24 protein-coding genes are annotated in these 21759 nt (G+C 45.4%); 12 read left to right on the top strand and 12 right to left on the bottom strand.

Going from position 1 to position 21759, the window contains the following annotated elements; all coding sequences use genetic code 11:
- Positions 1 to 40: 40 nt before the first annotated feature.
- The 6 genes from ACTHRG_RS07000 to ACTHRG_RS06975 all read right to left on the bottom strand — a co-directional run bounded on the left by ACTHRG_RS07000 (position 41) and on the right by ACTHRG_RS06975 (position 6532).
- A complete protein-coding gene (locus ACTHRG_RS07000) occupies positions 41 to 880 on the bottom strand; it encodes a DUF1028 domain-containing protein (RefSeq protein WP_440230908.1) in 840 nt (279 codons plus the stop codon).
- Positions 881 to 893: 13 nt separating this feature from the next.
- Positions 894 to 1424, bottom strand: coding sequence for a chromate transporter (locus ACTHRG_RS06995; protein ID WP_440230907.1), 531 nt, complete (start codon positions 1422 to 1424; stop codon positions 894 to 896).
- Positions 1421 to 1996: a chromate transporter gene (locus ACTHRG_RS06990; protein ID WP_440230906.1), complete on the bottom strand. Its 576-nt coding sequence runs from the start codon at positions 1994 to 1996 to the stop codon at positions 1421 to 1423. The genes ACTHRG_RS06995 and ACTHRG_RS06990 overlap by 4 nt, the downstream gene beginning before the upstream one ends.
- Positions 1997 to 2136: 140 nt before the next feature.
- Positions 2137 to 3747, bottom strand: coding sequence for a gamma-glutamyltransferase family protein (locus ACTHRG_RS06985; protein WP_440230905.1), 1611 nt, complete (start codon positions 3745 to 3747; stop codon positions 2137 to 2139).
- A 150-nt stretch (positions 3748 to 3897) separates the two neighbouring features.
- Positions 3898 to 5451 carry a glutathione ABC transporter substrate-binding protein gene (locus ACTHRG_RS06980; RefSeq protein ID WP_076257511.1) on the bottom strand — a complete coding sequence of 518 codons (1554 nt, stop codon included), beginning with the start codon at positions 5449 to 5451 and terminating at the stop codon, positions 3898 to 3900.
- Positions 5452 to 5467: 16 nt separating this feature from the next.
- The gene (locus ACTHRG_RS06975; protein WP_440230904.1) at positions 5468 to 6532 is read right to left on the bottom strand and encodes a M24 family metallopeptidase; all 1065 of its coding nucleotides are present in this window, start codon (positions 6530 to 6532) and stop codon (positions 5468 to 5470) included.
- Between the two features lie 231 nt (positions 6533 to 6763).
- Here ACTHRG_RS06975 and nikC point away from each other — a divergent pair, with 231 nt between their 5' ends.
- The 7 genes from nikC (at position 6764) to ACTHRG_RS06940 (ending at position 13774) form a co-directional block, all read left to right on the top strand.
- Positions 6764 to 7663, top strand: a complete 900-nt coding sequence (gene nikC, locus ACTHRG_RS06970) for a nickel transporter permease (RefSeq protein ID WP_440230903.1) — start codon at positions 6764 to 6766, stop codon at positions 7661 to 7663.
- A gap of 12 nt (positions 7664 to 7675) precedes the next feature.
- Positions 7676 to 8596: a nickel ABC transporter permease gene (gene nikB / locus ACTHRG_RS06965; protein ID WP_440230901.1), complete on the top strand. Its 921-nt coding sequence runs from the start codon at positions 7676 to 7678 to the stop codon at positions 8594 to 8596.
- Between the two features lie 31 nt (positions 8597 to 8627).
- The gene (locus tag ACTHRG_RS06960) at positions 8628 to 9662 is read left to right on the top strand and encodes an ABC transporter ATP-binding protein (protein WP_440230900.1); all 1035 of its coding nucleotides are present in this window, start codon (positions 8628 to 8630) and stop codon (positions 9660 to 9662) included.
- The gene (locus tag ACTHRG_RS06955; protein ID WP_440230899.1) at positions 9643 to 10638 is read left to right on the top strand and encodes an ABC transporter ATP-binding protein; all 996 of its coding nucleotides are present in this window, start codon (positions 9643 to 9645) and stop codon (positions 10636 to 10638) included. Before ACTHRG_RS06960 ends, ACTHRG_RS06955 begins: the two co-directional genes overlap by 20 nt.
- A gap of 420 nt (positions 10639 to 11058) precedes the next feature.
- Positions 11059 to 11826 (top strand): sensor histidine kinase, encoded by a 768-nt coding sequence (locus ACTHRG_RS06950; protein WP_440230898.1) that lies wholly within the window; start codon positions 11059 to 11061, stop codon positions 11824 to 11826.
- Positions 11823 to 12515 carry a response regulator transcription factor gene (locus ACTHRG_RS06945; RefSeq protein WP_440230897.1) on the top strand — a complete coding sequence of 231 codons (693 nt, stop codon included), beginning with the start codon at positions 11823 to 11825 and terminating at the stop codon, positions 12513 to 12515. The genes ACTHRG_RS06950 and ACTHRG_RS06945 overlap by 4 nt, the downstream gene beginning before the upstream one ends.
- On the top strand, positions 12515 to 13774 hold the full coding sequence (locus tag ACTHRG_RS06940; RefSeq protein WP_440230896.1) for a hypothetical protein: 1260 nt from the start codon (positions 12515 to 12517) through the stop codon (positions 13772 to 13774). The genes ACTHRG_RS06945 and ACTHRG_RS06940 overlap by 1 nt, the downstream gene beginning before the upstream one ends.
- A gap of 13 nt (positions 13775 to 13787) precedes the next feature.
- Here ACTHRG_RS06940 and ACTHRG_RS06935 read toward each other — a convergent pair whose 3' ends face one another.
- A complete protein-coding gene (locus tag ACTHRG_RS06935) occupies positions 13788 to 14768 on the bottom strand; it encodes an HD-GYP domain-containing protein (protein ID WP_440230895.1) in 981 nt (326 codons plus the stop codon).
- Between the two features lie 439 nt (positions 14769 to 15207).
- Between ACTHRG_RS06935 and ACTHRG_RS06930 the strand changes: the two genes are divergently transcribed.
- The 5 genes from ACTHRG_RS06930 (at position 15208) to ACTHRG_RS06910 (ending at position 19409) form a co-directional block, all read left to right on the top strand.
- Positions 15208 to 15342 (top strand): FbpB family small basic protein, encoded by a 135-nt coding sequence (locus ACTHRG_RS06930; protein ID WP_139325604.1) that lies wholly within the window; start codon positions 15208 to 15210, stop codon positions 15340 to 15342.
- Positions 15343 to 15720: 378 nt separating this feature from the next.
- Positions 15721 to 16110, top strand: a complete 390-nt coding sequence (locus ACTHRG_RS06925; RefSeq protein WP_263599358.1) for a sporulation protein — start codon at positions 15721 to 15723, stop codon at positions 16108 to 16110.
- A 235-nt stretch (positions 16111 to 16345) separates the two neighbouring features.
- A complete protein-coding gene (locus tag ACTHRG_RS06920; RefSeq protein WP_076257521.1) occupies positions 16346 to 16624 on the top strand; it encodes a YkvA family protein in 279 nt (92 codons plus the stop codon).
- A gap of 135 nt (positions 16625 to 16759) precedes the next feature.
- Positions 16760 to 17734 carry a BMP family ABC transporter substrate-binding protein gene (locus ACTHRG_RS06915; protein ID WP_440230894.1) on the top strand — a complete coding sequence of 325 codons (975 nt, stop codon included), beginning with the start codon at positions 16760 to 16762 and terminating at the stop codon, positions 17732 to 17734.
- A 13-nt stretch (positions 17735 to 17747) separates the two neighbouring features.
- The gene (locus ACTHRG_RS06910; protein WP_440230893.1) at positions 17748 to 19409 is read left to right on the top strand and encodes a methyl-accepting chemotaxis protein; all 1662 of its coding nucleotides are present in this window, start codon (positions 17748 to 17750) and stop codon (positions 19407 to 19409) included.
- A 195-nt stretch (positions 19410 to 19604) separates the two neighbouring features.
- On the opposite strand, the gene hpf is transcribed toward ACTHRG_RS06910, so the two are convergent.
- The 5 genes from hpf to fliS all read right to left on the bottom strand — a co-directional run bounded on the left by hpf (position 19605) and on the right by fliS (position 21753).
- Positions 19605 to 20162 carry a ribosome hibernation-promoting factor, HPF/YfiA family gene (hpf, locus tag ACTHRG_RS06905; protein ID WP_440230892.1) on the bottom strand — a complete coding sequence of 186 codons (558 nt, stop codon included), beginning with the start codon at positions 20160 to 20162 and terminating at the stop codon, positions 19605 to 19607.
- A 219-nt stretch (positions 20163 to 20381) separates the two neighbouring features.
- On the bottom strand, positions 20382 to 20582 hold the full coding sequence (locus tag ACTHRG_RS06900) for a YjfB family protein (RefSeq protein ID WP_440230890.1): 201 nt from the start codon (positions 20580 to 20582) through the stop codon (positions 20382 to 20384).
- A gap of 28 nt (positions 20583 to 20610) precedes the next feature.
- Positions 20611 to 20994 (bottom strand): hypothetical protein, encoded by a 384-nt coding sequence (locus tag ACTHRG_RS06895; protein WP_440230889.1) that lies wholly within the window; start codon positions 20992 to 20994, stop codon positions 20611 to 20613.
- A 13-nt stretch (positions 20995 to 21007) separates the two neighbouring features.
- On the bottom strand, positions 21008 to 21352 hold the full coding sequence (locus tag ACTHRG_RS06890; protein WP_440230888.1) for a flagellar protein FliT: 345 nt from the start codon (positions 21350 to 21352) through the stop codon (positions 21008 to 21010).
- Positions 21352 to 21753 (bottom strand): flagellar export chaperone FliS, encoded by a 402-nt coding sequence (fliS, locus tag ACTHRG_RS06885; RefSeq protein WP_440230887.1) that lies wholly within the window; start codon positions 21751 to 21753, stop codon positions 21352 to 21354. The genes ACTHRG_RS06890 and fliS overlap by 1 nt, the downstream gene beginning before the upstream one ends.
- Between the last annotated feature and the right edge of the window lie 6 nt (positions 21754 to 21759).

The following is a 21759-nucleotide window of genomic DNA, read 5'->3' as shown; positions in this document are numbered from 1 at the left end:
TCTGAACCCAAAGAAAAAACGAAGAGCTCCCTCTCCGTTTTCACAGCTTTTTCATATAAGCCAAAACATCCAAGTCAATCTTCCCTGCTTCCTGCTCGCGGGCTTCGAAGTTTTCGGTATGAATAAAGGCCGTTAAAGCTTTCAATAGCTGTTCTTCACCCTGACCAGCCTTTAAATAATCGAGCCGAGTTAATTCCCGAACAAGCTCCTCTTTTATCTCACCATCAATGGCCGCAAGCCGTTCAGCCTTTGACGGTGCAAAATAGAGCTGCTGCAGATGATAAATCCGAATAAGCTCGGTAATTGGTTCCGGATGGTCGTCGACCCTTAAGTCAATGTAGCGGTCGTTAAATCCTCCGTATCCCCCGGCTTCTTTCACTACAAGAAGGGCTGCGGATTGCTGGCCGCGGCTGTCACCGCCGGCTGCCTGGCCAGCATTTAAGGCGGCGAGCAGGCGCTCAGCCAACGGACCTTCCGTGCTGATAAACGTCTGGCCCATTGCCTCAACGGTTTTTTCATCCACCAGGATATTGCCCTGCGCGGCATAGTGAGGCCCGGTCATGCCTCCAGCCCAATCATAGCAGCCTTCCCCTGTGAACGTTGCCGGGGTTCCCATGCTATCCAGCAGTCCGACCTGGCGGAGCTCTTTTTCGGGATCATCTTTAGTAATGATTTCAAGTGCTTCCTCGGCAGTTTTCCCCTCTTCCATCAATTGCAATGCACGCGGTCCATATGAAGTATTGGCGTAGGACTGAGTCGCAACCGCTCCAATACCTGCTTTGGCAAAAGGTACTACTGCGCCGACTCCAAGAAATTTCGATTGAACCGCAATTCCCCATTCTTTTTCTTTCGGATCGTATCCCACGATGGAAAATGTCATAAAAAACCCTCCCCTATCCTAAAACAAGTCCTCCATATACAAGCGCTCCGGCGATCACATAAGCCGGATGGACTTTAAGCCTTTCCATGAGGAAGAAGCTAAGCAGTCCGATGAAAAGTGTCTGCCAGATGCCTGCACCTTCGTATGCAGAGAAAAAGAAGTCATACGTCATAATGCCAAGCAGGACCGCAATAACCGGCCGGATATAAGTAGTCATGCGCTTGACACGCGGCGATTCCTTATACTTCATAAGAAGTCCGAGCAGCGCAATCATCAATATCAGCGATGGAGCTACAGTGGCGAAGACTCCCACGATGGCTCCAAGGATTCCTCCCTGTTCATAGCCAATATAGCCGGCCATTTTTGTGGCAATCGGGCCTGGCAGTGCATTGGCCATTGCCAGCATTTCACTGAATTCATTTGTTGTGAGCCAGCCATAATGGTCGACCACTTCATTCTCAACCAGCGGAATGGATGCCGGTCCCCCGCCGTATCCAAGAATCCCCGGAATGAAGAATGCCAAGAAGATCTGAACGTAAATCATGCGAGATTCCTCTCCTTTTTTGCTTCATTTTTATCCGCTTTATCTTTTTTCAGGAGAGCCGCAATCAGCAAAACAAAAATGATAATCGCAGGATGAATATGAACGAATTCAAGAAGAACTAAGCTTACGGCCGTAAAAAGGATCGTCCAGCCCCAGCCCAGAGATGATTTCGAGGACTTTTTAACAAAGTCCCAAGTGAGTGTTGCCAGCATCACAGCCACAACAGGAACGACTGCCTTTGTCATGCCTGCTACCCATGGCTGGTCTTTGAATGTATTTAATGCGGTAAGAAGAATAATCATAAGGACAATTGTTGGTACCATTGTTGCTGCAAGTGCAGTGACCATTCCCAGAATGCCGCCAACACGATAGCCGATATAGCCGGCCATTTTTGTGGCAATCGGACCCGGGAGCGCGTTGCCCAGCGCCAGCACATCGCCGAATTCATCCGTATCCATCCATTTATATTTATCAACAACTTCTTTATGAACAAGCGGAATCGATGACGGGCCGCCGCCATATCCCAGAATGCCAACTCGGAAAAAAGCCATAAAGATGTCAGCCTGCTTCATGATGCCATCACCTCTTTTAATTTGAAAGTACTCCACCCATGAAAAAGCAGGTGAAGGAGCGGCTTTTGTCTGGTCCGCTCCCCTTTACCTTTTATATGGTTATTTTACTCTAATATGCGTGCTGCTTTCCTCGATTTTTATTACCAGGCTGCAATCGCTCCGTCCGTTCGCGGTTCTGTTCCGCCCATAAGCACGCCTGTTTTCGGGTCACGCCAGATAATCTGGCCGCGGCCGAATCCGCCGGTATCAACAGTTACCTCGATTTGATGGCCCTTGCGCACTAAAGCCTGCGCAATATGATTAGGGAAATGCGGCTCCACCTGGACCTTTTTCCCTTCAACCCACTGCCATCTTGGCGCATCAAGAGCTGCCTGCGGATTCAAGTGGAAATCCACTGTATTCATGACCACCTGCATATGCCCCTGCGGCTGCATATAGCCGCCCATCACACCGAAAGGTCCAACGGCTTTTCCGTCTTTTGTCAGGAATCCTGGGATAATCGTGTGATATGTTTTCTTGCCCGGCTTCAGTGCATTATGGTGCTCCGGATCAAGAGAGAAGTCATGTCCGCGGTTCTGGAGGGCAATTCCCGTTCCAGGGACGACAAGACCTGAGCCAAAGCCCATATAATTGCTTTGAATGAAGGAAACCATATTCCCTTCGCTGTCGGCTGCCGCCAGATACACAGTACCTCCGCGCGGCGGCTGATATGGCTCAGGTGTTATGGCCTCCTCGCCAATCTCACTGCGGCGGGATTCGCCGTACTCCTCTGAAAGCAATTCTTCCACTGTCACTCTCATTTCCGCCGGATCTGTAATAAATGCCTTGCCGTCTGTGAAAGCTAACTTCATCGCTTCGATTTGTTTGTGATAGGTATCCGCTGTTTCTTTATTTCCGAATTCAAAGCCTTTGGCAATGTTTAAACCAAGAAGAGCCACAAGCCCCTGGCCGTTCGGAGGGATTTCCCAAACATCATAGCCGCGGTAATTTACTTGGATGGGATCAACCCATTCCGCCTTGTAATCTGCAAGGTCTTCTTTTGATAAAAAAGCATTGTATTTTTTTGAAAAAGCATCGATTTTATCAGCGATCTCCCCCCGGTAAAAGCTTTCGCCGTCTGTTTCGCCTATGGCTCTTAAAGTGGCAGCATGCCCTTCAGAACGCCAGACCTCGCCAACCTCAGGGGCTTTGCCTTCCGGAGCAAAGGTTTCAAACCAATGCTGGAATTCATCGTCCGTTAGAATCTGTTTGAACTTTTTATACGCATACTGCCAGTACTTGCCGAGAATCGGTGTTAATGGATAGCCTTTTTCCGCATAATCAATGGCGGGCTGAAGGACTTCTTTTAACGGAAGCCTGCCGAATCGCTTGGAAAGCTCAGCCCACGCGGATGGAGCACCAGGCACCGTAACCGGCATCCATCCATGCGCCGGCATCTTTTCAAAGCCTCTTTCCTTTAGAGCTTCTATGCTAATGGACTTTGGAGCAGGGCCGCTTGCATTCAATCCATAAAGCTCTCCTTTCGTCCAGACGAGGGCAAATGCGTCCCCGCCGATTCCGTTGGATGTCGGTTCAACCACAGTTAGAGCTGCTGCTGTGGCGATTGCTGCATCTATGGCATTTCCGCCTTTTTTCATAATATCTAATCCAGCCTGTGCCGCCAGCGGCTGGGAAGTTGCGACCATGCCGTTGTTTGCCATGACGGTCGTTCGCTGGGATGGGTACGGGTGGTTGTGGAAATCGAAATTCATGGAGTTCACCTCTGGAATTATTGTTTAGTTTTGATTATAGCAAATTATTAAACTATTAACGTTTTAATTTGAAAAAATTTCGGATTTAGAAATATCTGCGATGAAAGGAGCCGTACCCGTATGGCTACAGCTCCTTTTTGTGATTGCGTTTTATTCAACCGTAACCTTTTCAAGCATGTACAATCCTGATGGATGCATCCAGAAGCCTTTGACATTGCTGCCGATAACGGCAAGGTCTTCATCATTGCGAAGGAAGACCATTGGCGCTTCTTCCATCTCAATTTTTTGAGCTTCCGCATAAATTTCAAGACGTTTCTTCTCATCTGTTTCCTGACGTCCCTGATCGATCAGCTCATCCACTTTCGGATTGCTGTAGAAAGAACGGTTACCAGGGTTTCCTCGTGCATCACTATGGAATAGGAAGTACTGGTTATAATCCGCATCCCCGGTCATGTTAGACCATCCAAGGATAAACATATCGTGGTCGCCTTTTGCTGTACCTTCAAGGTAAGCGCCCCACTCCACCACTTTTGTTTCCACTTCAATGCCAATACCTTTTAATTGAGATTGAACAACTTCTGCCACATCCATACGGGCTTTATTGTCATTTGTCCAGATGGTTGTTTTGAAGCCGTCCGGGTAACCGGCTTCGGCTAAAAGCTGCTTCGCTTTTTCAAGGTCATATTTGTAGCCTTCAAGATCCGGGTTATGACCCCAGATGGCAGGTCCCATCGGAGCTGTTGCCACTGTACCCACATTGTTATAAACACCTTTTACAATCGCTTCTGTATCAATCGCATAGCTGATAGCCTGACGCACTTTTACATTATTGAATGGTTCTTTTTCTACGTTAAAGCCGATGTAGTCAACACCTAACGCGTCACTGCGGACAAGCTCCATGCTATTGCTGTTTTCAATGCGTTCTACTTCTGTTACTGGCACAGGTTCTGCAATATGCGCTTCCCCTGTTTCAACCATGGCAATACGGGTAGAATCTTCCGGAACCACCTTATATGTGACAGTTTCCATCGAAGGCTTATCGCCCCAGTAATCTTCGAATGCAGTCAATTTAATTTCCTGTCCAGGCTTCCACTCACCAAGCTTGTAAGGGCCTGTCCCAACCGGATTTTGACCAAGGTTTTCTCCTGACTCAATGGCAGCCGGGCTTAGAATGCCTGCTGCATAGTGCGCAAGATTAGCCAGAAGTGGAGCATATGGATATTCTGTAATCAATTGAACGGTGTGATCATCGACTGCTTTTACCTCTTTAATCATTTCAAATAGGTTTGAACGCGGTGAAGCTGTTTCTTCAGAAAGAACACGTTCGATTGTTTTCTGAACAGCCTCTGCAGTAAAATCAGTTCCATCATGGAATTTCACGCCTTCGCGAAGCTTGAATTCCCATGTAAGATCATCAATCTGCTTCCATTCTGTAGCAAGAGCAGGCTGGATTTCCATATTCTCATCCTGCTGCACAAGGCCTTCGTAAATTTTTCCGTGATACACATTTGCAGACGGAATATCTGTGCCAAGATGCGGATCCAATTTGGTCGCATCTGACAGGACAGCAATCACCAGGTCTTTATTTGAAGCATTAGAATCACTGCTGGAAGCTTCCAGGCTCCCAGGGTCGCTGCCGCCTGAGCAGCCGGCTAATAATAAAATCAAGGCTGCTAAACCCAGCCAAAAACTTCTCATTTTCATCTTCCTTACCCCCTGTTTAATATGATATCACTTGCAGGTCCTTCGTTGATTTGGTGAAGTTCACATGGCCATCTTTCGTAATCACAACCAAATCTTCTATTCTAACTCCGCCAAACCCCGGAATATAAATCCCCGGTTCAACAGTGATGACCATCCCTTCTTGAAGAACGGTCTCATCTGTCGATCTCATCGCAGGCTGTTCATGGATGGCCAGACCCAAGGAATGCCCCAGACTATGCCCAAAGTTATCGCCATAACCGGCATCACGGATAATGCCGCGGCCGACTTCATCAAGCTCTCTGCACGTTTTTCCGGGACCGATTGCTTTCAAGGATTCCTCCTGCGCACGGCGGACGATAGTATAAATCTCCACCTGCTTTTCAGACGGCTCTCCCACAACAACTGTTCTTGTAAAATCGGAGAAATAGCCATTTACAATGGCGCCGTAATCCATTTTGACAAAATCCCCGACCTCAACCACCCGGTCAGTAGCCTGTCCATGGGGAAGACAGGAACGCGGACCTGATGCAATCACATGATTGGGCTTAATGCGTTCAGCCCCCTGCCTTTTCATGAAAATCTCAAGTTCCAGTCCGATATCCTTTTCGGTTATGCCTGGGCGGATGAAATCCAAAATGTGTGTGAAAGCCTGATCACATATCTCAATCCCTTGCCGCATGTATTCGATTTCTGCTTCATCTTTAATCATCCGGATTTCGTTTGTTGCAGATGTAACATCAACAAGCTCAGTTTCCGGCAGCCTTGTTTGGATTTCCAGATAAACCGATGCCGGGACATCTCCAATTTCAAGGGCCAGTGTTCCTTTTGAAAACGAATCACAGACCATTTCGATCAGGTTTTGCTGATGCTGGACCACTTCGAAATCGGGTGCCTGATCCTTTGCCTGGTCCACATAGCGGAAATCTGTAAATAGCTTCTGTGAGTCCTCTTCTATTAAAAGAACTCCCGCTGATCCTTTGTATCCGGAGAAATAGTATCTGTTTTCAGGTGAGTATATAAAAACACCCTTCCAGCCATTTTCCGACATTTTCCTTCTGAGCTTTTCAATTCTTTGTTTCATCCCTTCACCCCCTAGTTTGTTTGGAATATGTAGTTCTATGATGCAATGAAGCTGGCTTAATCAGCTCATTTGTTAAGGTTGTGTCCATTATAGGAAAAAAAATTAGCCAATGTTTTCGTTATTTTGTCATGTTTTTGCGAATTTTTTACTTTATCATAAAATTCAGACAAAACAGTCAATAATTTTGATAAATTAGTTCTCAACCAATAAGACACATGGGGGGACTAAATCATGAGCACAATTGCAAATCCTCAGGAAACAGCGAAAGCTCCTGTGCCTATTTCCAAAAGGAAGGCCAAGGGAGCCGAACTGGCAAAAGCTCTTATCAAAAATAAAATGTCGCTGGTGGGCGGCAGCATTGTTCTTATTTACATTATTCTCGCTGTCCTTGCACCGCTTATTTCGCCTTATGATCCATACGAAATTGACCTTGTGAATAAACTGCAGCCTCCATCAGCTGACCATATTATGGGAACTGATGACAAAGGGCGGGATATTTTCAGCCGTATCTTGTACGGTTCACAGCTTTCCCTTGCGGTTGGCTTTGTTTCCGTCTTCATCGGAGCATTATTCGGAATTGTTTTAGGAATTATTTCCGGCTACTACGGAGGCTGGGTGGATACGATTATCATGCGTTTCATTGATGTACTGCTTGCATTCCCCGGGCTGCTGCTTGCATTAGCCATTGTCAGCGCACTGGGACCAAGCCTCATTAACGTCATGATCGCTGTCGGTGTTTTTTCAATCCCTACTTTTGCCCGTATTGTCCGCGGTTCAACGTTAAGTGTTAAGAAAATGGAATACATTGATGCCATACGGGTTTTAGGGGCAAGCGATCCGAAAATTATTTTTGTTCATATCCTGCCTAATATCATGAGCCCGATTATTGTTCAGGGGACATTGCGTCTGGCTACATCGATTTTATCAGTTGCCGGTCTTTCCTTCCTTGGAATGGGAGCACAGCCGCCAACTCCTGAATGGGGAGCCATGCTGAGCGATGGCCGCGACTTCCTGTTCACAGCACCGCATATCGCACTATTTCCGGGCATTGCCATTGCCCTGATCGTTCTGGGCTTTAACCTATTTGGAGACGGACTCCGTGATGCACTGGATCCGCGAATGAAAAACTAAGGAGGTTCTAACATGTTTATTTTTCTATTGCGCAGGCTTGTTCAAATCGTCCCGGTTCTGCTGGGCGTTACTCTTATGGTTTTTCTCATCATGCAAATGGTTCCCGGCGATCCTGCCGTTCTGGTGGCAGGGGAAGGAGCAACAGATGAGCAGGTGGATGCAATCCGGCATGACCTCGGGCTTGATCAGCCTCTCGCTCTGCAATACGTGAGTTATGTTGGGGATGTTGTAAAAGGGGATTTTGGCGAATCCATCCGGACAAGCCGTCCTGTTCTGGATGAAATCCTCGTCCGGTTGCCGATCACACTTGAATTGGCCTTCTGGAGTATTGTGATTACGGTTGTTCTAGGTGTTCTAATCGGAATTATTGCCGCAACGAAGCAAAACAGTTTTACAGATGTTGGATTAATGATGGTAGCCCTTCTTGGTGTATCCCTGCCGAACTTCTGGCTCGGGCTGATGCTGATCATTTATTTTTCAGTCGGCCTTCAGTGGTTTCCGGTTGCCGGCTGGGGAACCTTCAGCCATATCATCCTTCCGGCCATTACACTCGGGACAGGCGGTGCAGCCATCGTTGCCAGGATGACTCGGGCAAGCATGCTCGAGGTTATCCGCCAGGATTATATCCGCACGGCCAAAGCAAAGGGTGTGCGCCAGCGTCTGATCATTTATAAGCACGCTTTAAAAAATGCGCTGATTCCGGTTATAACAGTAGTCGGACTGCAGTTTGGAGCCCTTCTCGGCGGAACGGTTTTAACAGAATCCGTCTTTGCCATCAATGGAGTCGGACGATTGATTATTGATGCCATCCGGATGCGTGATCTGCCGCTTGTGCAGGGATCGATTTTATTCGTATCGGTGCTGTTTGTCATCGTCAACCTGCTTGTTGACCTGTCCTACCGATTCCTGAATAAACGTGTTGAACTGAACTAAAACCATTCCCGATTTGAGAGGAGCAAGAAAAATGGGAACTGAACATAAAGAAACGATACTGGAAGTGAAAAACTTAAAAACTCATTTCTTCTCCGGCAAAAAAGTCATTAAAGCGGTCGACGGCGTAGACTTTGATGTTAAAAGAGGAGAAACGCTCGGCATTGTCGGTGAATCCGGGAGCGGAAAGAGCATCACCTCCCTCTCCATCATGCGGCTGATTGCGGAGCCTCCCGGAAAGATCGTGGACGGTGAAATCAACTTTAAAGGGAAAAACCTGCTTTCAGAAACAGAGGAAGGCATGCGGCAAATGCGCGGAAACAAGATTTCAATGATCTTTCAGGAGCCGATGACTTCACTTAACCCTGTCTATTCCGTAGGAGAACAGATTGCGGAAGCTTTCCGGATTCATCAAAAGCTGCCAAAGAAAGAAGCATGGCAGAAAGCGGTCGAAATGCTGCGATTAGTCGGCATCCCTTCACCTGAAAAAAGAGCTAAGCAGGAGCCACATGAATTAAGCGGCGGGATGCGCCAGCGCGTCATGATTGCGATGGCATTGGCATGCAAGCCGGAGCTGCTGATTGCCGATGAGCCGACGACAGCTCTTGATGTAACGATCCAGGCGCAAATCCTTGATCTATTAAAAAACCTGCAGGAACAGCTCGGAACGGCTGTCATCATGATTACGCATGATATGGGTGTTGTTTCCGAAACCTGTGACCGGGTCGCCGTTATGTATTGCGGAAAAATTGTTGAGCATACAGATGTAGATTCCCTTTTTGAAAACCCCAAGCACCCTTACACACAGGGCTTGCTGAGAAGCATTCCGGCAGTGGACCGGGATGTCGAGGAATTGGAAGCCATTCCAGGTACGGTTCCAAGCCCGGACAACCTTCCCCCTGGCTGCAGCTTTGCGCCAAGATGCCCGTTTGCAACAGATTTGTGCCTGACGGAAGAACCATTATTAATAGAAGATAGCGGAGATAAAGTACGCTGCTGGATGTACTCGGAAAGATGGAACGGACCGGCAGTAAAGGAGGTCGCAGCAGATGTCAGCCACGCTAACTAAAGAAAAGGAAATCCTTCAAGTCAGGGACCTGCAGCAGTACTTTCCGATTAAAGGCGGTGTTTTTGGCCGCACCGTCAATCATGTTAAAGCGGTTGATGGCGTGAACTTTACGATTTATGAAGGGGAGACTGTCAGCATTGTCGGTGAATCCGGATGCGGAAAGTCGACAACAGGACGTGCGATTTTGCGCCTGGATGAGCCGACTGGCGGAGAAGTGATTTTTCAGGGAACGAATTTGCTTTCCAAATCAAAACGGGAGATGCGTTCGATCCGCAAAGACCTGCAGGTCATTTTCCAGGATCCGTTCGCATCTCTTAACCCAAGAAGGTCGGTTGGCCAGACGCTTGAGGAAGCAATGGGAATCCTGAATGTTGTTCCGAAAGCGGATAGGAGGCGCCGGGCAGTTGAACTTTTAGAACAGGTTGGATTAAAGGAAGAACATATTGACCGCTATCCGCACGAATTCAGCGGCGGCCAGCGCCAGCGAATCGGAATTGCCCGAGCATTGGCGGTAGAGCCGAAGCTGATCATCTGTGACGAGGCCGTATCTGCGCTTGATGTATCTGTTCAGGCCCAGGTGCTGAATCTATTAAAAAAATTGCAGAAGGAATATGGCTTAACCTATCTATTTATCTCCCATGACCTTGGGGTCGTTCGCCATATCTCTGACCGGATCATTGTGATGTACCTGGGAAAAGTGGTTGAAATTGCTGAGAAGAAGAGCTTATTCAGCAACCCCCGCCACCCTTATACACAGGCGCTGCTGTCAGCCATTCCTGAGCCTAACCGGAAAAAGAAAAAGGAACGAATTATTCTGAAAGGCGATGTCCCGTCCCCTATCGATCCTCCTGCCGGGTGCCGGTTCCATACAAGGTGCCCGCTTGCAACCGACTTGTGCAGACAGTCCGACCCGGAGCTTAAGAGTCTTGGAGAAGGACATCAGGCTGCCTGCCATTATGCCGAGGCAATCTCTTAATTTATTAGAGTACCAGCCTAGTGCTGATCTCAATATATTGTGTAACCCCCTTTTGGGCGGAGCTTTGCTGCTTCGCTCTTTTTTTATAGTTTGCGTTGGGCTTCATTCAGGGTTTTTTCGCTGGGTTGCTGCCTTTTTGCAGACTTCGAAGCGTCTTTTCTTCTTAAGAATAGCTTAAATTCTGGATTTACCATCTACCCACTCTTCTGGAGTTCGTTTATTTGCAGAAATCAGCTTTCTATTTGCAAGTTTACTATTCTATTAGCAAATAACCTCTTTTTATTTGCAAATTCCTAGATCTATTTGCAAAATTCCCCGTCCTATTTGCATATGCCATTTTATTACGATTCCCAAATTAACTTACTAACCAGTTATCTGACATGTTATACTATTAGAAATTCTTTTAAGGCAGTGAAGATCATGCTAATTACCTACGAGACCTTTTCATTGTTTGCGATTTTTTCGATATTCGTACCGATGGCAGGTGCCATTATTTTAATGATGGTGCTGGCGTTTGAGAAACAAATAGATACTCTTTCCTTTGAGAAACAGCAGGTCGTTCTTGAGAACACGCTGCAGGAAAGCAAATATATGCAGCTGAACCAGCAGATTCATCCCCACTTTTTATTCAATACGATTAATCTGATGCTCGGTCTTGCCCGTTTAAATCGCATAGACACACTGATCAAGGCCATGGAAACACTGTCCCTGTTTTTAAAATTCAAATACCAGATAAAAGAGCAGCTCATTCCATTAAAAAAAGAATGGGAGTATACAAAATATTATCTAAAAATCCAAGAGCTAAGGTTTCATAACCGCCTCACCATTACAGAGGATATAGACGAGGAAGCGTTGAAGCACTATGTGCCTCCTTACCTTCTTCAGACGATTGTGGAAAACTCATTCAAGCACGGACTGGAGAAAAAGCCGGGGCCGCTTTCCCTCACTATTAAAGCTGTCAGCCATGAAGACAGCATCACCTTATATGTGGAGGATAACGGCCTTGGCATCGGTGATTATTCATTTGAGGACATGATAGCTAAAGGGCAGGGTCTTTCTAACGTCAAAAAGCGGCTTGATCTTCTTTTTCAAACCTCTGATTTAGACATATACAAAAATGAACAAGACGGGGCAACTGTGAAAATAACACTTCCCAAGGTCGAATTCCAGAAGGAGGAGCAGGCATGAATGTATTATGCATAGATGATGAACCAATCGTAATTGAACAGCTTGAATATATTCTAAAGCCGGCATTTCCTTTATGGAACTTCCATTTTGCCCATGACAGCAGCCAGGCTCTTGCCCTCAGCAAGGAACATTACTTTCATCTCGCCTTCGTGGACATCGAGATGCCGGGAAAGTCGGGGCTTGAACTGGTAAAAGACTTAAAGGAGATCCAGCCCCATCTGCAGATTATCATTCTATCAGCCCACCAGGACTTTGACTTTGCCAAAAAGTCCATTCAGCTGGGGGTTTCCGAATACCTGACGAAACCAATTATTGAAGAAGAATTAAAAGAGACACTGAGAAAATTCTCCACTCCTATTTTCCAAAAGGAATATTCCAAAATGGTAAATGAGGCTTTAAATCAAATACATGAGTCGTATGAACAGCGGGTTGGCCTTCAGGATATTGCAGCCAGAGTCCATGCAAGCCCAGCCTACTTAAGCCGCAGGTTCAGCGAGGAGGTCGGCACTTCCCTTATTGACTACCTGACTGTTTACAGGCTGGAAAAAGCTAAACATCTTCTGTCCACGACCCTTTACAGCATTTCAGAGATTGCTGAAAAAACCGGTTTTAACAGCCTGCATTACTTCTCAAGCCAATTTAAGAAAAAAGAAAACATCACACCAAAGCAATACAGGGAGCAGTACTGATGAACACAAATCTATCGAAATCAGTTCAATATGGCTTCGGGCTGCTGAGCATCGCCATTATCTCAAGATGGACTTCAGGCAATGCCGTTTTTACAGCACCGGAAGCTTTTTTGCGTTACGGCTTTATCGGGACTGTCAGCTTTTCAGCAGCCGGCGCCCTTGCCTTTCTGGCCCTTATTCCAATTATCACACGGGTACGGTCTTCAGAGGATTCTTCATCCTTTCTCGCTATCATGGCAAGCCGATTGTTCGAACCTGCGTTAAAGTGGATGAAGAGGGTTCTTCTGCTGGCTATTTTTTTCGGCATGGCGGTCATGGGCTTTGCGGCGGGAATCCTTGTCTACCCTTTAGGCACACCGGTTCCTGTCGGGATGAGTTTATTCTTTTTATTCGGGTTTCTGATAGCGATTTTTTTCCGGTTAAAATGGTTTACGCGATTCAGTATGCTCAAGGTCGGCATTCTTTTTTTAATCATGATCATGATTCTTGTACACGCCTATATGCTGGAAGGAATTGAAGTCGTATATGACGGCATCCGCCTGTACCATCCGTATCTGCTTTATGTGGAATGGGATATACTTCCCTTGCTGCTGGCAGCCTTTACGATCGCCATGCTTGGTCATCTGCTGCTGGATCTGAAGATGTGGAATATGCTTCTCAAAAGCAAAAGAGAAAAACTGCGGCTGGGTCTAAGCATGACCGGATTGATCTGGAGCACGATCCCCTTTTCGTTTTCAATGATTGCTTTATCAGCTATTTACAAGGGCGGTTTTCAAAACTTTTACTCAGTCTTTGAAAAGATTTTCCTGAGATACGAGCATTTCACGATTACGATTCTGCTCATTTTTATTCTCATGGTTATCTTCTTTGAAACCTTTTTATCACAGATTCATTCGCTATATGTTCTGTATGATCGGAATGACCTCAAGCTGAATAAGCATATGTGGGGGATTCTGAGCATGTTTGTGGCGGCCATTCCAAGTTGGGCCTACCTATTCTCAATATCTTTGCTGGATTTGTTTTTCATTTCAGGAGTCTTTTTTGCAGCTGCATTGCCGGTTATATTGCAGATATTATGGAGCAGGAAGGAAAAAGGCATGCTGATGCCGGCATCAGTGCTGATTGGGACATTATCCGGGTGGACGGTTTTATTTTTCAGTGAAGGGCCGAACAGTATCCTTGTTGGATGCGCGTCCTCTCTGATTGTATTGCTGATAGGCTGGTTTGCTGTAAATAGAGAAGCAGTACATCATGACTGAGTACTGCTTCCTTTTATCCCACCAATATCCCCTTAATCACAACCGACGGGGTCACAGCCAGATCGATTTCCCGCTGATCTTCCAGCAGGCGGATGACCGGTCTGTGGAAATGCTGTTTAATCTTTGTCACAATGGCCTTCTGCTCGTTATGAAGAATGACTTTCGTTCCCGGGTAGTAGGAAGGAATGCTATTGACAAAAGCTTCAATAACCTTTCCTTTATATTCCGTTTCATATTTGGTCATAATCAATTCCAGCGCTTCATGCGGAAGCATCTTGTCGGTGGAGATCAAATTTTCGTAGAAACTGGCCACTGCACAAACCTGCGGAAGCTCAAGGATGTCATCCCCTGCCAAGCCTCTCGGATAGCCGTTTCCATTCAAAAGCTCATGGTGCTGGTATGCAATATGGGCCGACAGCAAGCTGATTTCCCGTTGTTTCTTAATGATTTCAAAACCGGCCTGCGAATGCTCTTTTTCCTCTTTAGAATCTGCTTTTCCAATATCATGCAGCAGGGAGCCGATGCCGAGGTCCCGAAGCTGTGACTGCGTATATTTCAGTTTTTTGGCCGTCTGGATGGCAAGCAGAGCCACATTGACGGAATGGGCATAGCTTTTTAACTCAGGGGGAACAGATGAGGATGGAACCAGCACGATGGTCTTTCGTTTTGTGACCTCGCCAATCATTTGAGCAACTGCTTTTTGGAGCTCTGCCACGTTTAACATCTGCTTTTTAGCTGCCAGATCAAATGCCTTCTGCACGACTGTGATAGTGTCCATCCAGGTAGGCATATCAATCATTTCGTCCATTGAAATGCCTTCCGATTCCGCATCTTTAACGATTAAAGTAGTGATGCCCATATTCTCGATTCTTTCCAGAATGGCCGGATGAATGGAACGTCCTTCTGCCAGCAAAACTCTCTTCATCCTGTCATATATAGGCCTGGCCAGTTGCATTGTCTCCGGATTGTATTGTGTAATATCGATCATTTGCATCCGTCATCTTCCTTTCTTTCAGCAGCATGTATTAATACTGTACCGATTTCCATCACCATCTGTCTATGGAAGATCAAACAGGATAAGCAGAGTTTAGCACATCTTGCATTCCATATTCGACAGAACAAGCCAAATTCCTGACTTTTAACAACCTCGCAAGAATACAGAATTTCTGCCGCCTTATACTCCTTTTAGTGCTAAAAAAACGCATAACAGGCAGGAATTTCGACATTTGAGGACAACCCCATTGGCAAAAAAGGTCTTTAGGACTATGATAAAAGAAATAGAAAATTATTTTAATTTTCAGATTTAAATTGCTGAAGGAGTCAGCGGCTCCCCCCCTCCCTGATTCCTGATCCCTTTTGGGTGTTCATATATTAACATAGATGCAGCGTTTCTGGTCCCTCTGCCAAAAAAACTGTACATGGAGGAATGGAAAATGAAAAAGAAAATCAGATACTCACTGGATGAACTAATCAAACGCAATAAAGAAGAGCTGCTGCGGGATAAATTAAAGCTGGAGAAGATTGAAGAAAGACTTGACGAACGCCATCTGAAGGCTCATCAGGCATAAAAATGATTGACAGCGGCTTAAGAATCCACTATGATGTAGCTATAAATTAAATAGTTTCTCCTAAAGGGGAGTAGCTTTTACAGCAGAGTCGTCATTACGGAGCAGATGCTCTCGGCTTTGTTGGCAATCTAAACAATTGTTAGCAAGACCTTTACCACATGTGGTAGAGGTCTTTATTTATGGGCCTTTACCACCGCGGTAAAGGCCCTTTTTATATACGAGCCCACACCGCGATACGTTTGACTTTATAAAATGGAGGAATAGGTAGAGTGAAAAACACTTGAAACTTTATCATGATCAGCACGTAAAAAAGGAAACAGCTAAAATGTGGTGTGAGCGAGCAGCTCCCCCTATATAAAATTAGAGGAGAGATCTTTGTTGATTTTACGAAAATACATGTCAATGCTTGGAATAGGCTCTGCGAAAATAGATCTGCAGCTGCCAAAGCTTCAATATACGCCAGGGGAAAATGTGAGCGGAATCTTCCTGATTGAAGGAGGAACGATTGAACAGCAGATTAAGCGTATTGAGTGTGATCTGGTCATGACATCGCCTGAGAATGAGAAGGAGGAAGTGATCGGGACAGCGACCATTCTGTCCACCAAAGTCATTGAATCAGAAGAAACCAACAAAATGGACTTTAACTTCCAGCTGCCTGAAGACATTCCCTGCTCTGCACCTGACCGGATTTTTCAGTTTAAAACAAGATTAATTTTTAACGAAGGCGTCAAAAGCGCCGATCTGGATAAAATCACGATTATTCGATAACCAGTCCTAAGGAGGAAAAAACGAGTGTAGCATATCCCCTCTTACCCTATATAAATTATAAAAAGAGGAGATTCATACCTAATTGAACACGTTGCAAAAGTGGCTAATTGTATTTACTTTTTGAAGCATACTTGAAACAAGCTATCTATCAGCTGCCACGCTTGAGGTGAAAAACCCGCCGCGTATTCAGGTGGCAGCTTCCATTCAGCGAATGAACTAGAAAAAGGTGAACCTAATGAAGTTTCTCAAACGCATCAAATTTGTATTTAAATTTTGGAAGTTCCTGCCCTTTCTGAAAGAATATTTTCTATCACCGGAAGTATCGGCTGGCAAAAAGCTGTTTCCAATTGCGGCCGGACTTCTGTACATCCTTCTGCCGCTCGACCTTGTTCCAGACTTCCTGTCGATCTTCGGCTTTACGGATGATATTGTGATAACATCATTTGTCCTTCAGCAAATGGTGAAGATGGCTCCGGAGTCATTGAAGGAGAAATATAAGGTACTGGAGGAATGATGCTTTTGAAGCCTGTGGATATGCAGGCTTTTTTATTTTGCTAACTTTTCATAGTAAGGTCTGACTTCACACTTAAGACCTCCTTCTTTCTGCCGATATTATGTAAGGCGAAATATTACAACTTGGAGGTTTACCTTGAAAAAACTATTACCCTTCCTGCTGATGTTCAGCTTACTTCTGGCAGCCTGTTCTGCCTCTGAACAAAGCACAAACCAACATAAAGAATATAAAATTGGCATTCTCTTATCGGACACTGGACTTGGAGATGAGTCTTTTAACGACTCTGCATTCCGTGGCCTGGAAAAAGCCCGTGATGAGCTGGGCATTCTGTTTGATTACAAAGAAGCGCCTGACGGCAATTTTGAAAAGCCGCTTGAAGAGCTGGTCAAAGAAGATCATGACCTGATCATCGGACTGGGTTTCACAGCACAAGAAGCACTTGAAAAAACGGCTGAGAAATATCCTGACAAGCAATTTTTGCTGATTGATGCTGTTTCCGAGCTTGATAATGTGGTCTCACTTACGTTTAAGGAGCATGAAGGCAGCTTCCTTGTTGGAATGCTCGCTGCCATGACAAGCAAAACAGGCAAGCTGGCTTTTATTGGCGGTGTTGATGTGCCTGTCATCCACCATTTTGAAAATGGATTTGTACAAGGAGCTAAGCACTTCAATCCGAAAATAGAAGTATTAAGTGAATATGCCGGAGATTTTGGAGACGCCGCTCTCGGTGAAAAAATTGCTGAAAAACAAATTGCTGCAGGTGCCGACTTTATTTACCCTGCTGCCGGATTCACCGGTTTTGGCGCACTGAAGAAAGCCGAAGAAAAAGGTGTGCTTGCCGGCGGTGTCGATTCAGACCAGTACTTTGTTGCAGAAAAAGCTGTTGCCACATCGATGGTCAAAAACATCGATATTGCTGTTTTCAACCTGTCGAAGGAATTGAAGGAAAACGGAAAAATCGAAGCTTCCTCCTATGAATGGGGATTGGCAGAAAACGGTGTCGGCCTTTCTGAGATCCGCGTAATTTCCTTAACAGAGGAACAGAAAGCTGCGTTGAAAAAAGCAACAGAAGACATAATCGATGGGAAAATCACAGTAAAAGCTGAATAAAGGAGCTTCCAAGATGACATTACGAAAACGTCTCATTATTGTCACGCTAATCCCGCTCGCACTCTCGGTCAGCATGATTGGCTTTATCATATACCAGACACTACACATTCAAAGCTCCGCCAAAGATGATGTGGACCTTCTGCTGAAAGTGAAGGACCTGGAGCAAAGCCTGGTGGTGACAAGCCAGTCGCTTGCCAATTACACCTACAATTCAAGTGATGCCAACAAGGACCAGGCACTGACCATGATGACAGAAGTTCAGGAAAACCTGACTTCCCTCTCTTCGGTTGCCACAGTTTCAGAGCACAAAAAAATCATCGGCAGCATTGAAGGAAAGTATGCAGAGCTTTCGAAAGTTTCAACGGAAGCCTTCAACAAGGGAAACAAAGCGGAAATCAAGCGTCAGAGCATACGAATTTCCGGCATTTTAAATGATATGCACCTTTTAAAGAAGCGCACAAATGAATGGTATGAAGGCATACTACAGGAAACCAGCCAGAAAATCGCCTTTATCACGAATTCCTCCCTCATAGGAAGCCTGGTGCTTATTCTTTTATCAGCTGTATTCTCATGGATGGCAGCCCGAGGAATTACAAAGCCACTGAATGCGATTGTGGAAAAAGCAGAGAAAATTTCAGAGGGCGATTTAACAGCAGACTTATCACAGCTCATCTTTAAAGAGAATAGCCGCTATGAAGTGGATAAACTAACGGAAGCCTTCTCAAAAATGGTGTTGAATCTAAAAGGAACCGTGCAATCCATTGAAGAGGTCAGCCAGAATGTAAAAGGATTTGCCGGGGATGTGGCTTCCTATATGCACAGCTTAAATGAAAGCAGCAGCCAGGTGGCCGTTTCAACGGATGAATTGGCGAGAGGCAGCCAGGCCATTTCTGAAGACGTTCAGGCAACCGCTGAATTAATGAGTGTGATGGGTGAGCAGTTTTCAGCTGTCCATCAGTCGAGTGCCGAGAGTGCTGTGCAAAGTACACAGGCATTGGAATCTGTTCACCAAGGACGGGTGTCTTTAGAAAAACAAATGAGGCTTGCTGACGAAATCTCCAGTTCGTCCAACCATATTAGAAGTTCAGTCAGTGAATTCGCCCAGTTCACCAAGGAAATTGAAGGGGCAGCTAACACGGTGAAAGAAATTGCGGATCAAACCAATCTGCTGGCATTAAACGCAGCGATTGAAGCAGCCCGTGCCGGTGAAGCCGGAAAAGGATTTGCGGTTGTGGCAGAAGAAGTACGGAAACTCGCCGATTCTTCTTCCAAAGCAACCGATCTGATCGCCTCAATGGTCAGCAATATTCAAAATGGAATCAGCCATATTTACAATGCCACCGAGCAGGGTCATGCCCTTTCAAAAGAGCAATCCCAATCGATGAATGAGACGGAACAGGTTTTTGAAACCATCTCTGAACATGTATCCGGCATACACAGCCATTTGGAAAAACTAGTTGAAGATATGAAAAGCTCCAGTGATATGAGCCAGCAGGTTATAAGTGCTGTGGAAAACATTTCGGCGGTAACCGAAGAAACGGCTGCCGGGACTGAGGAAATCTCCGCTTCTACGGAGGAGCAGCTTCGTGCGTTTGAGCAGGTTATGGTGAAGGTGGAGCAGTTGAAGGAAATGACTGGTGTGATGGAGAAGGAATTGGAGAAGTTTACGGTTTAGGTGCGGTTTTTGGCAGTGCCGGTTTAGGAGAAGATGTGGACGTTGCAAATAGATCGGGGAAACCTGCAAATTGAAAAGCGATTTTCGCAAATACAGCCTGATATCTGCAAATAGAACGACGAATTTGCAAATAGCCCAACTGCGAACCCGCACCAAACGAAAACCCCGCCTCAGCAGCGGGGTTTTCAAGTTTTATTATTGCGCTTCAATCAGACCATAGCGGCCGTCTTTACGCTTGTACACTACATTTGTTAAATTAGACTCTGCATTTGTGAACACGTAGAAGCTGTGGCCCAGCATATTCATCTGCAGGATCGCCTCTTCACTGTCCATCGGCTTCAGGTCAAAGCTCTTTTGGCGGACAACTTCAAGATCGTTATCCTCCTCATCCAGTTCAGGTGGCTCTGCATCATTTTCCAACGCTGCAAACACAGCTGTCAGATTGCCCTTCTCGCGGAATTTGCGGTTCACTTTTGTTTTATGTTTGCGGATTTGACGCTCCAATTTATCGGTAATCAGATCAATCGCTGCATACATATCATCATGATCTTCCTCTGCACGAAGAACCAGGTTCGGCATCGGAATCGTTACTTCCACTTTAGAACGGTTATTGTTATACGTTTTTAAATTTACATGTACATTTGCATCAGGAGTTTCAGTAAAATACCTTTCTAACTTCGCAATTTTCTTCTCTACGTACTCTCTAATTGCTGGAGTTACCTCAATGTTTTCACCACGAATGTTGTAATTCATACGTGAACTCCTCCTTCTCATTATACAGTGGCGACTTCCTCAGAACGCTTACAAAAACCTTAGCGTCTGTAAAAGAAAGCCTAGTCTTAAAAGTATATTAAGACTATATATTTATATTTCTATTTTACCCCTAAAAACTCCTGCTGAAACTGGTAAAAAGATTGAGAAAATTTGTCGAATTGGTGACTTATATAAAAAATGAGCAGCTGATTTCACTGCTCATCCTTTTATATCAATATGGCCGCCCAAGTGGGGCTGGGCTGCGTGCTGGAGGGCCTGTATCTGAGACCCGCTCATCATCTTATTAATGAATTCTGTATTTCCTGCTGCCTGGTCCATTGCTTTTTTCATAATTGAAATGTTTGCCTGCTGCTTGACCTGGCCTTGGGATAAGGCCATAGACATTAAGGGGATATCCAAGTGAACACCTCCGGGACTGTTACCATATTCATGATTGGATATATGGATTTAACTCCTGATGAATATTTTTATGCCACTCTACAAATGCAGGATAAAGCTTTTTCGAAATGATCTCCTGTCTAACAGGAAGATCGTCAAAGTTCTGAATAAGCAGTTCAGCCTGATCGGCGACTGTACTGATATCAGCGATAGCTTTAAGCATGGGCTGATTGTTTTGAACAAGCTGGCTAAGCTGCTCATGGGCTGAAGCAACTTGAGGAAATGCCTGAAAAATATCACCGAGAAGCCGCTCTCCCTCTGTTTTACTGAAATCGCTGAAGCTCTTTACGATATAATCAAATGCTTCATCTATGGTATATAAAAGATCGCTGTATTCCTTCAGGAAAAGGTATTGCTCTTCGGTCAGAGTCAACAATGTTAGTCACCTATTTTCTTTTATCATAAAACATGCCGTCCGTTGCCATGGATTGATAGGGATTAGCATATTTTCCGGTTGATTCCTTTTTAACGCTCAAGTCTTTGATGTCTTTTTGGATAAAAAGCTTTTCCCTTGTCATCAGCTGGGTGACCTTTGCATTGAGGCTGACCAGCCTGGCTCCCAAGTCCTTTTCGGCGTCTGAATATGGTGGTGCCATGCCAGCCATTGCCTGCTGGCGGTTTTCAAGCAGTATTTCTACTTGATCAATTTTCGCATTACGGTCAAGCTTTACATCCTCAAGAGTGTGGATTAGCTCGTGAGTTAAATCATAAAACCTTTGAACTGAACTCACTACACTGTTCCGCCCTGCGAGAACTGCTTCTGACGATTCAATTGTATAACTTCCTTCCACGTATCCCGGAACTCGGTCACCAGGCCTTCCACCTCAACAAGTATGGAAGCATCATTTTTAATATTAGCTTCCATTAATCTGCTATTCATGAAGTCATACAGAGACATCATATTCTGAGAAACTTCCATGTCCATATTTAATGTAACCATCAGCTCCTGAATAATAGTTTGAGCTTTTTGGATATTGGTGTTTTTCATTTCAATATTCTTTTCTTCAATGCCTTTCTTCGCCAGATGGATAAACTTAAGGCACCCATTATACAGCATTAGTGTCAGCTCTCCCGGAGAGGCGGTATTCACTGAGTTTTGCTGATAGGATTGGTATGGATTACTAATTGCCATTCGTAA

The sequence above is a fragment of the Cytobacillus sp. SAFR-174 genome (assembly GCF_051964675.1).
Lineage (GTDB): Bacteria > Bacillota > Bacilli > Bacillales > Cytobacillaceae > Cytobacillus.
Note: the sequence above shows the minus strand (reverse complement) of the source record. Positions and strands in the feature narration are given on the sequence as shown.

What these genes read in the sequence shown, in the direction of transcription:
- ACTHRG_RS06975 (WP_440230904.1), bottom strand. Translation starts at nt 6,532, where the DNA reads ATGAAACAAAGAATTGAAAAGCTCAGAAGGAAAATGTCGGAAAATGGC.
- ACTHRG_RS06990 (WP_440230906.1), bottom strand. Translation starts at nt 1,996, where the DNA reads ATGAAGCAGGCTGACATCTTTATGGCTTTTTTCCGAGTTGGCATTCTG.
- ACTHRG_RS06980 (WP_076257511.1), bottom strand. Translation starts at nt 5,451, where the DNA reads ATGAAAATGAGAAGTTTTTGGCTGGGTTTAGCAGCCTTGATTTTATTA.
- ACTHRG_RS06955 (WP_440230899.1), top strand. Translation starts at nt 9,643, where the DNA reads ATGTCAGCCACGCTAACTAAAGAAAAGGAAATCCTTCAAGTCAGGGAC.
- nikC (WP_440230903.1), top strand. Translation starts at nt 6,764, where the DNA reads ATGAGCACAATTGCAAATCCTCAGGAAACAGCGAAAGCTCCTGTGCCT.
- ACTHRG_RS06960 (WP_440230900.1), top strand. Translation starts at nt 8,628, where the DNA reads ATGGGAACTGAACATAAAGAAACGATACTGGAAGTGAAAAACTTAAAA.
- ACTHRG_RS06950 (WP_440230898.1), top strand. Translation starts at nt 11,059, where the DNA reads ATGCTAATTACCTACGAGACCTTTTCATTGTTTGCGATTTTTTCGATA.
- fliS (WP_440230887.1), bottom strand. Translation starts at nt 21,753, where the DNA reads ATGGCAATTAGTAATCCATACCAATCCTATCAGCAAAACTCAGTGAAT.
- ACTHRG_RS06940 (WP_440230896.1), top strand. Translation starts at nt 12,515, where the DNA reads ATGAACACAAATCTATCGAAATCAGTTCAATATGGCTTCGGGCTGCTG.
- ACTHRG_RS06945 (WP_440230897.1), top strand. Translation starts at nt 11,823, where the DNA reads ATGAATGTATTATGCATAGATGATGAACCAATCGTAATTGAACAGCTT.
- ACTHRG_RS06920 (WP_076257521.1), top strand. Translation starts at nt 16,346, where the DNA reads ATGAAGTTTCTCAAACGCATCAAATTTGTATTTAAATTTTGGAAGTTC.
- ACTHRG_RS07000 (WP_440230908.1), bottom strand. Translation starts at nt 880, where the DNA reads ATGACATTTTCCATCGTGGGATACGATCCGAAAGAAAAAGAATGGGGA.
- ACTHRG_RS06935 (WP_440230895.1), bottom strand. Translation starts at nt 14,768, where the DNA reads ATGCAAATGATCGATATTACACAATACAATCCGGAGACAATGCAACTG.
- ACTHRG_RS06930 (WP_139325604.1), top strand. Translation starts at nt 15,208, where the DNA reads ATGAAAAAGAAAATCAGATACTCACTGGATGAACTAATCAAACGCAAT.
- ACTHRG_RS06985 (WP_440230905.1), bottom strand. Translation starts at nt 3,747, where the DNA reads ATGAATTTCGATTTCCACAACCACCCGTACCCATCCCAGCGAACGACC.
- ACTHRG_RS06910 (WP_440230893.1), top strand. Translation starts at nt 17,748, where the DNA reads ATGACATTACGAAAACGTCTCATTATTGTCACGCTAATCCCGCTCGCA.
- ACTHRG_RS06995 (WP_440230907.1), bottom strand. Translation starts at nt 1,424, where the DNA reads ATGATTTACGTTCAGATCTTCTTGGCATTCTTCATTCCGGGGATTCTT.
- nikB (WP_440230901.1), top strand. Translation starts at nt 7,676, where the DNA reads ATGTTTATTTTTCTATTGCGCAGGCTTGTTCAAATCGTCCCGGTTCTG.
- hpf (WP_440230892.1), bottom strand. Translation starts at nt 20,162, where the DNA reads ATGAATTACAACATTCGTGGTGAAAACATTGAGGTAACTCCAGCAATT.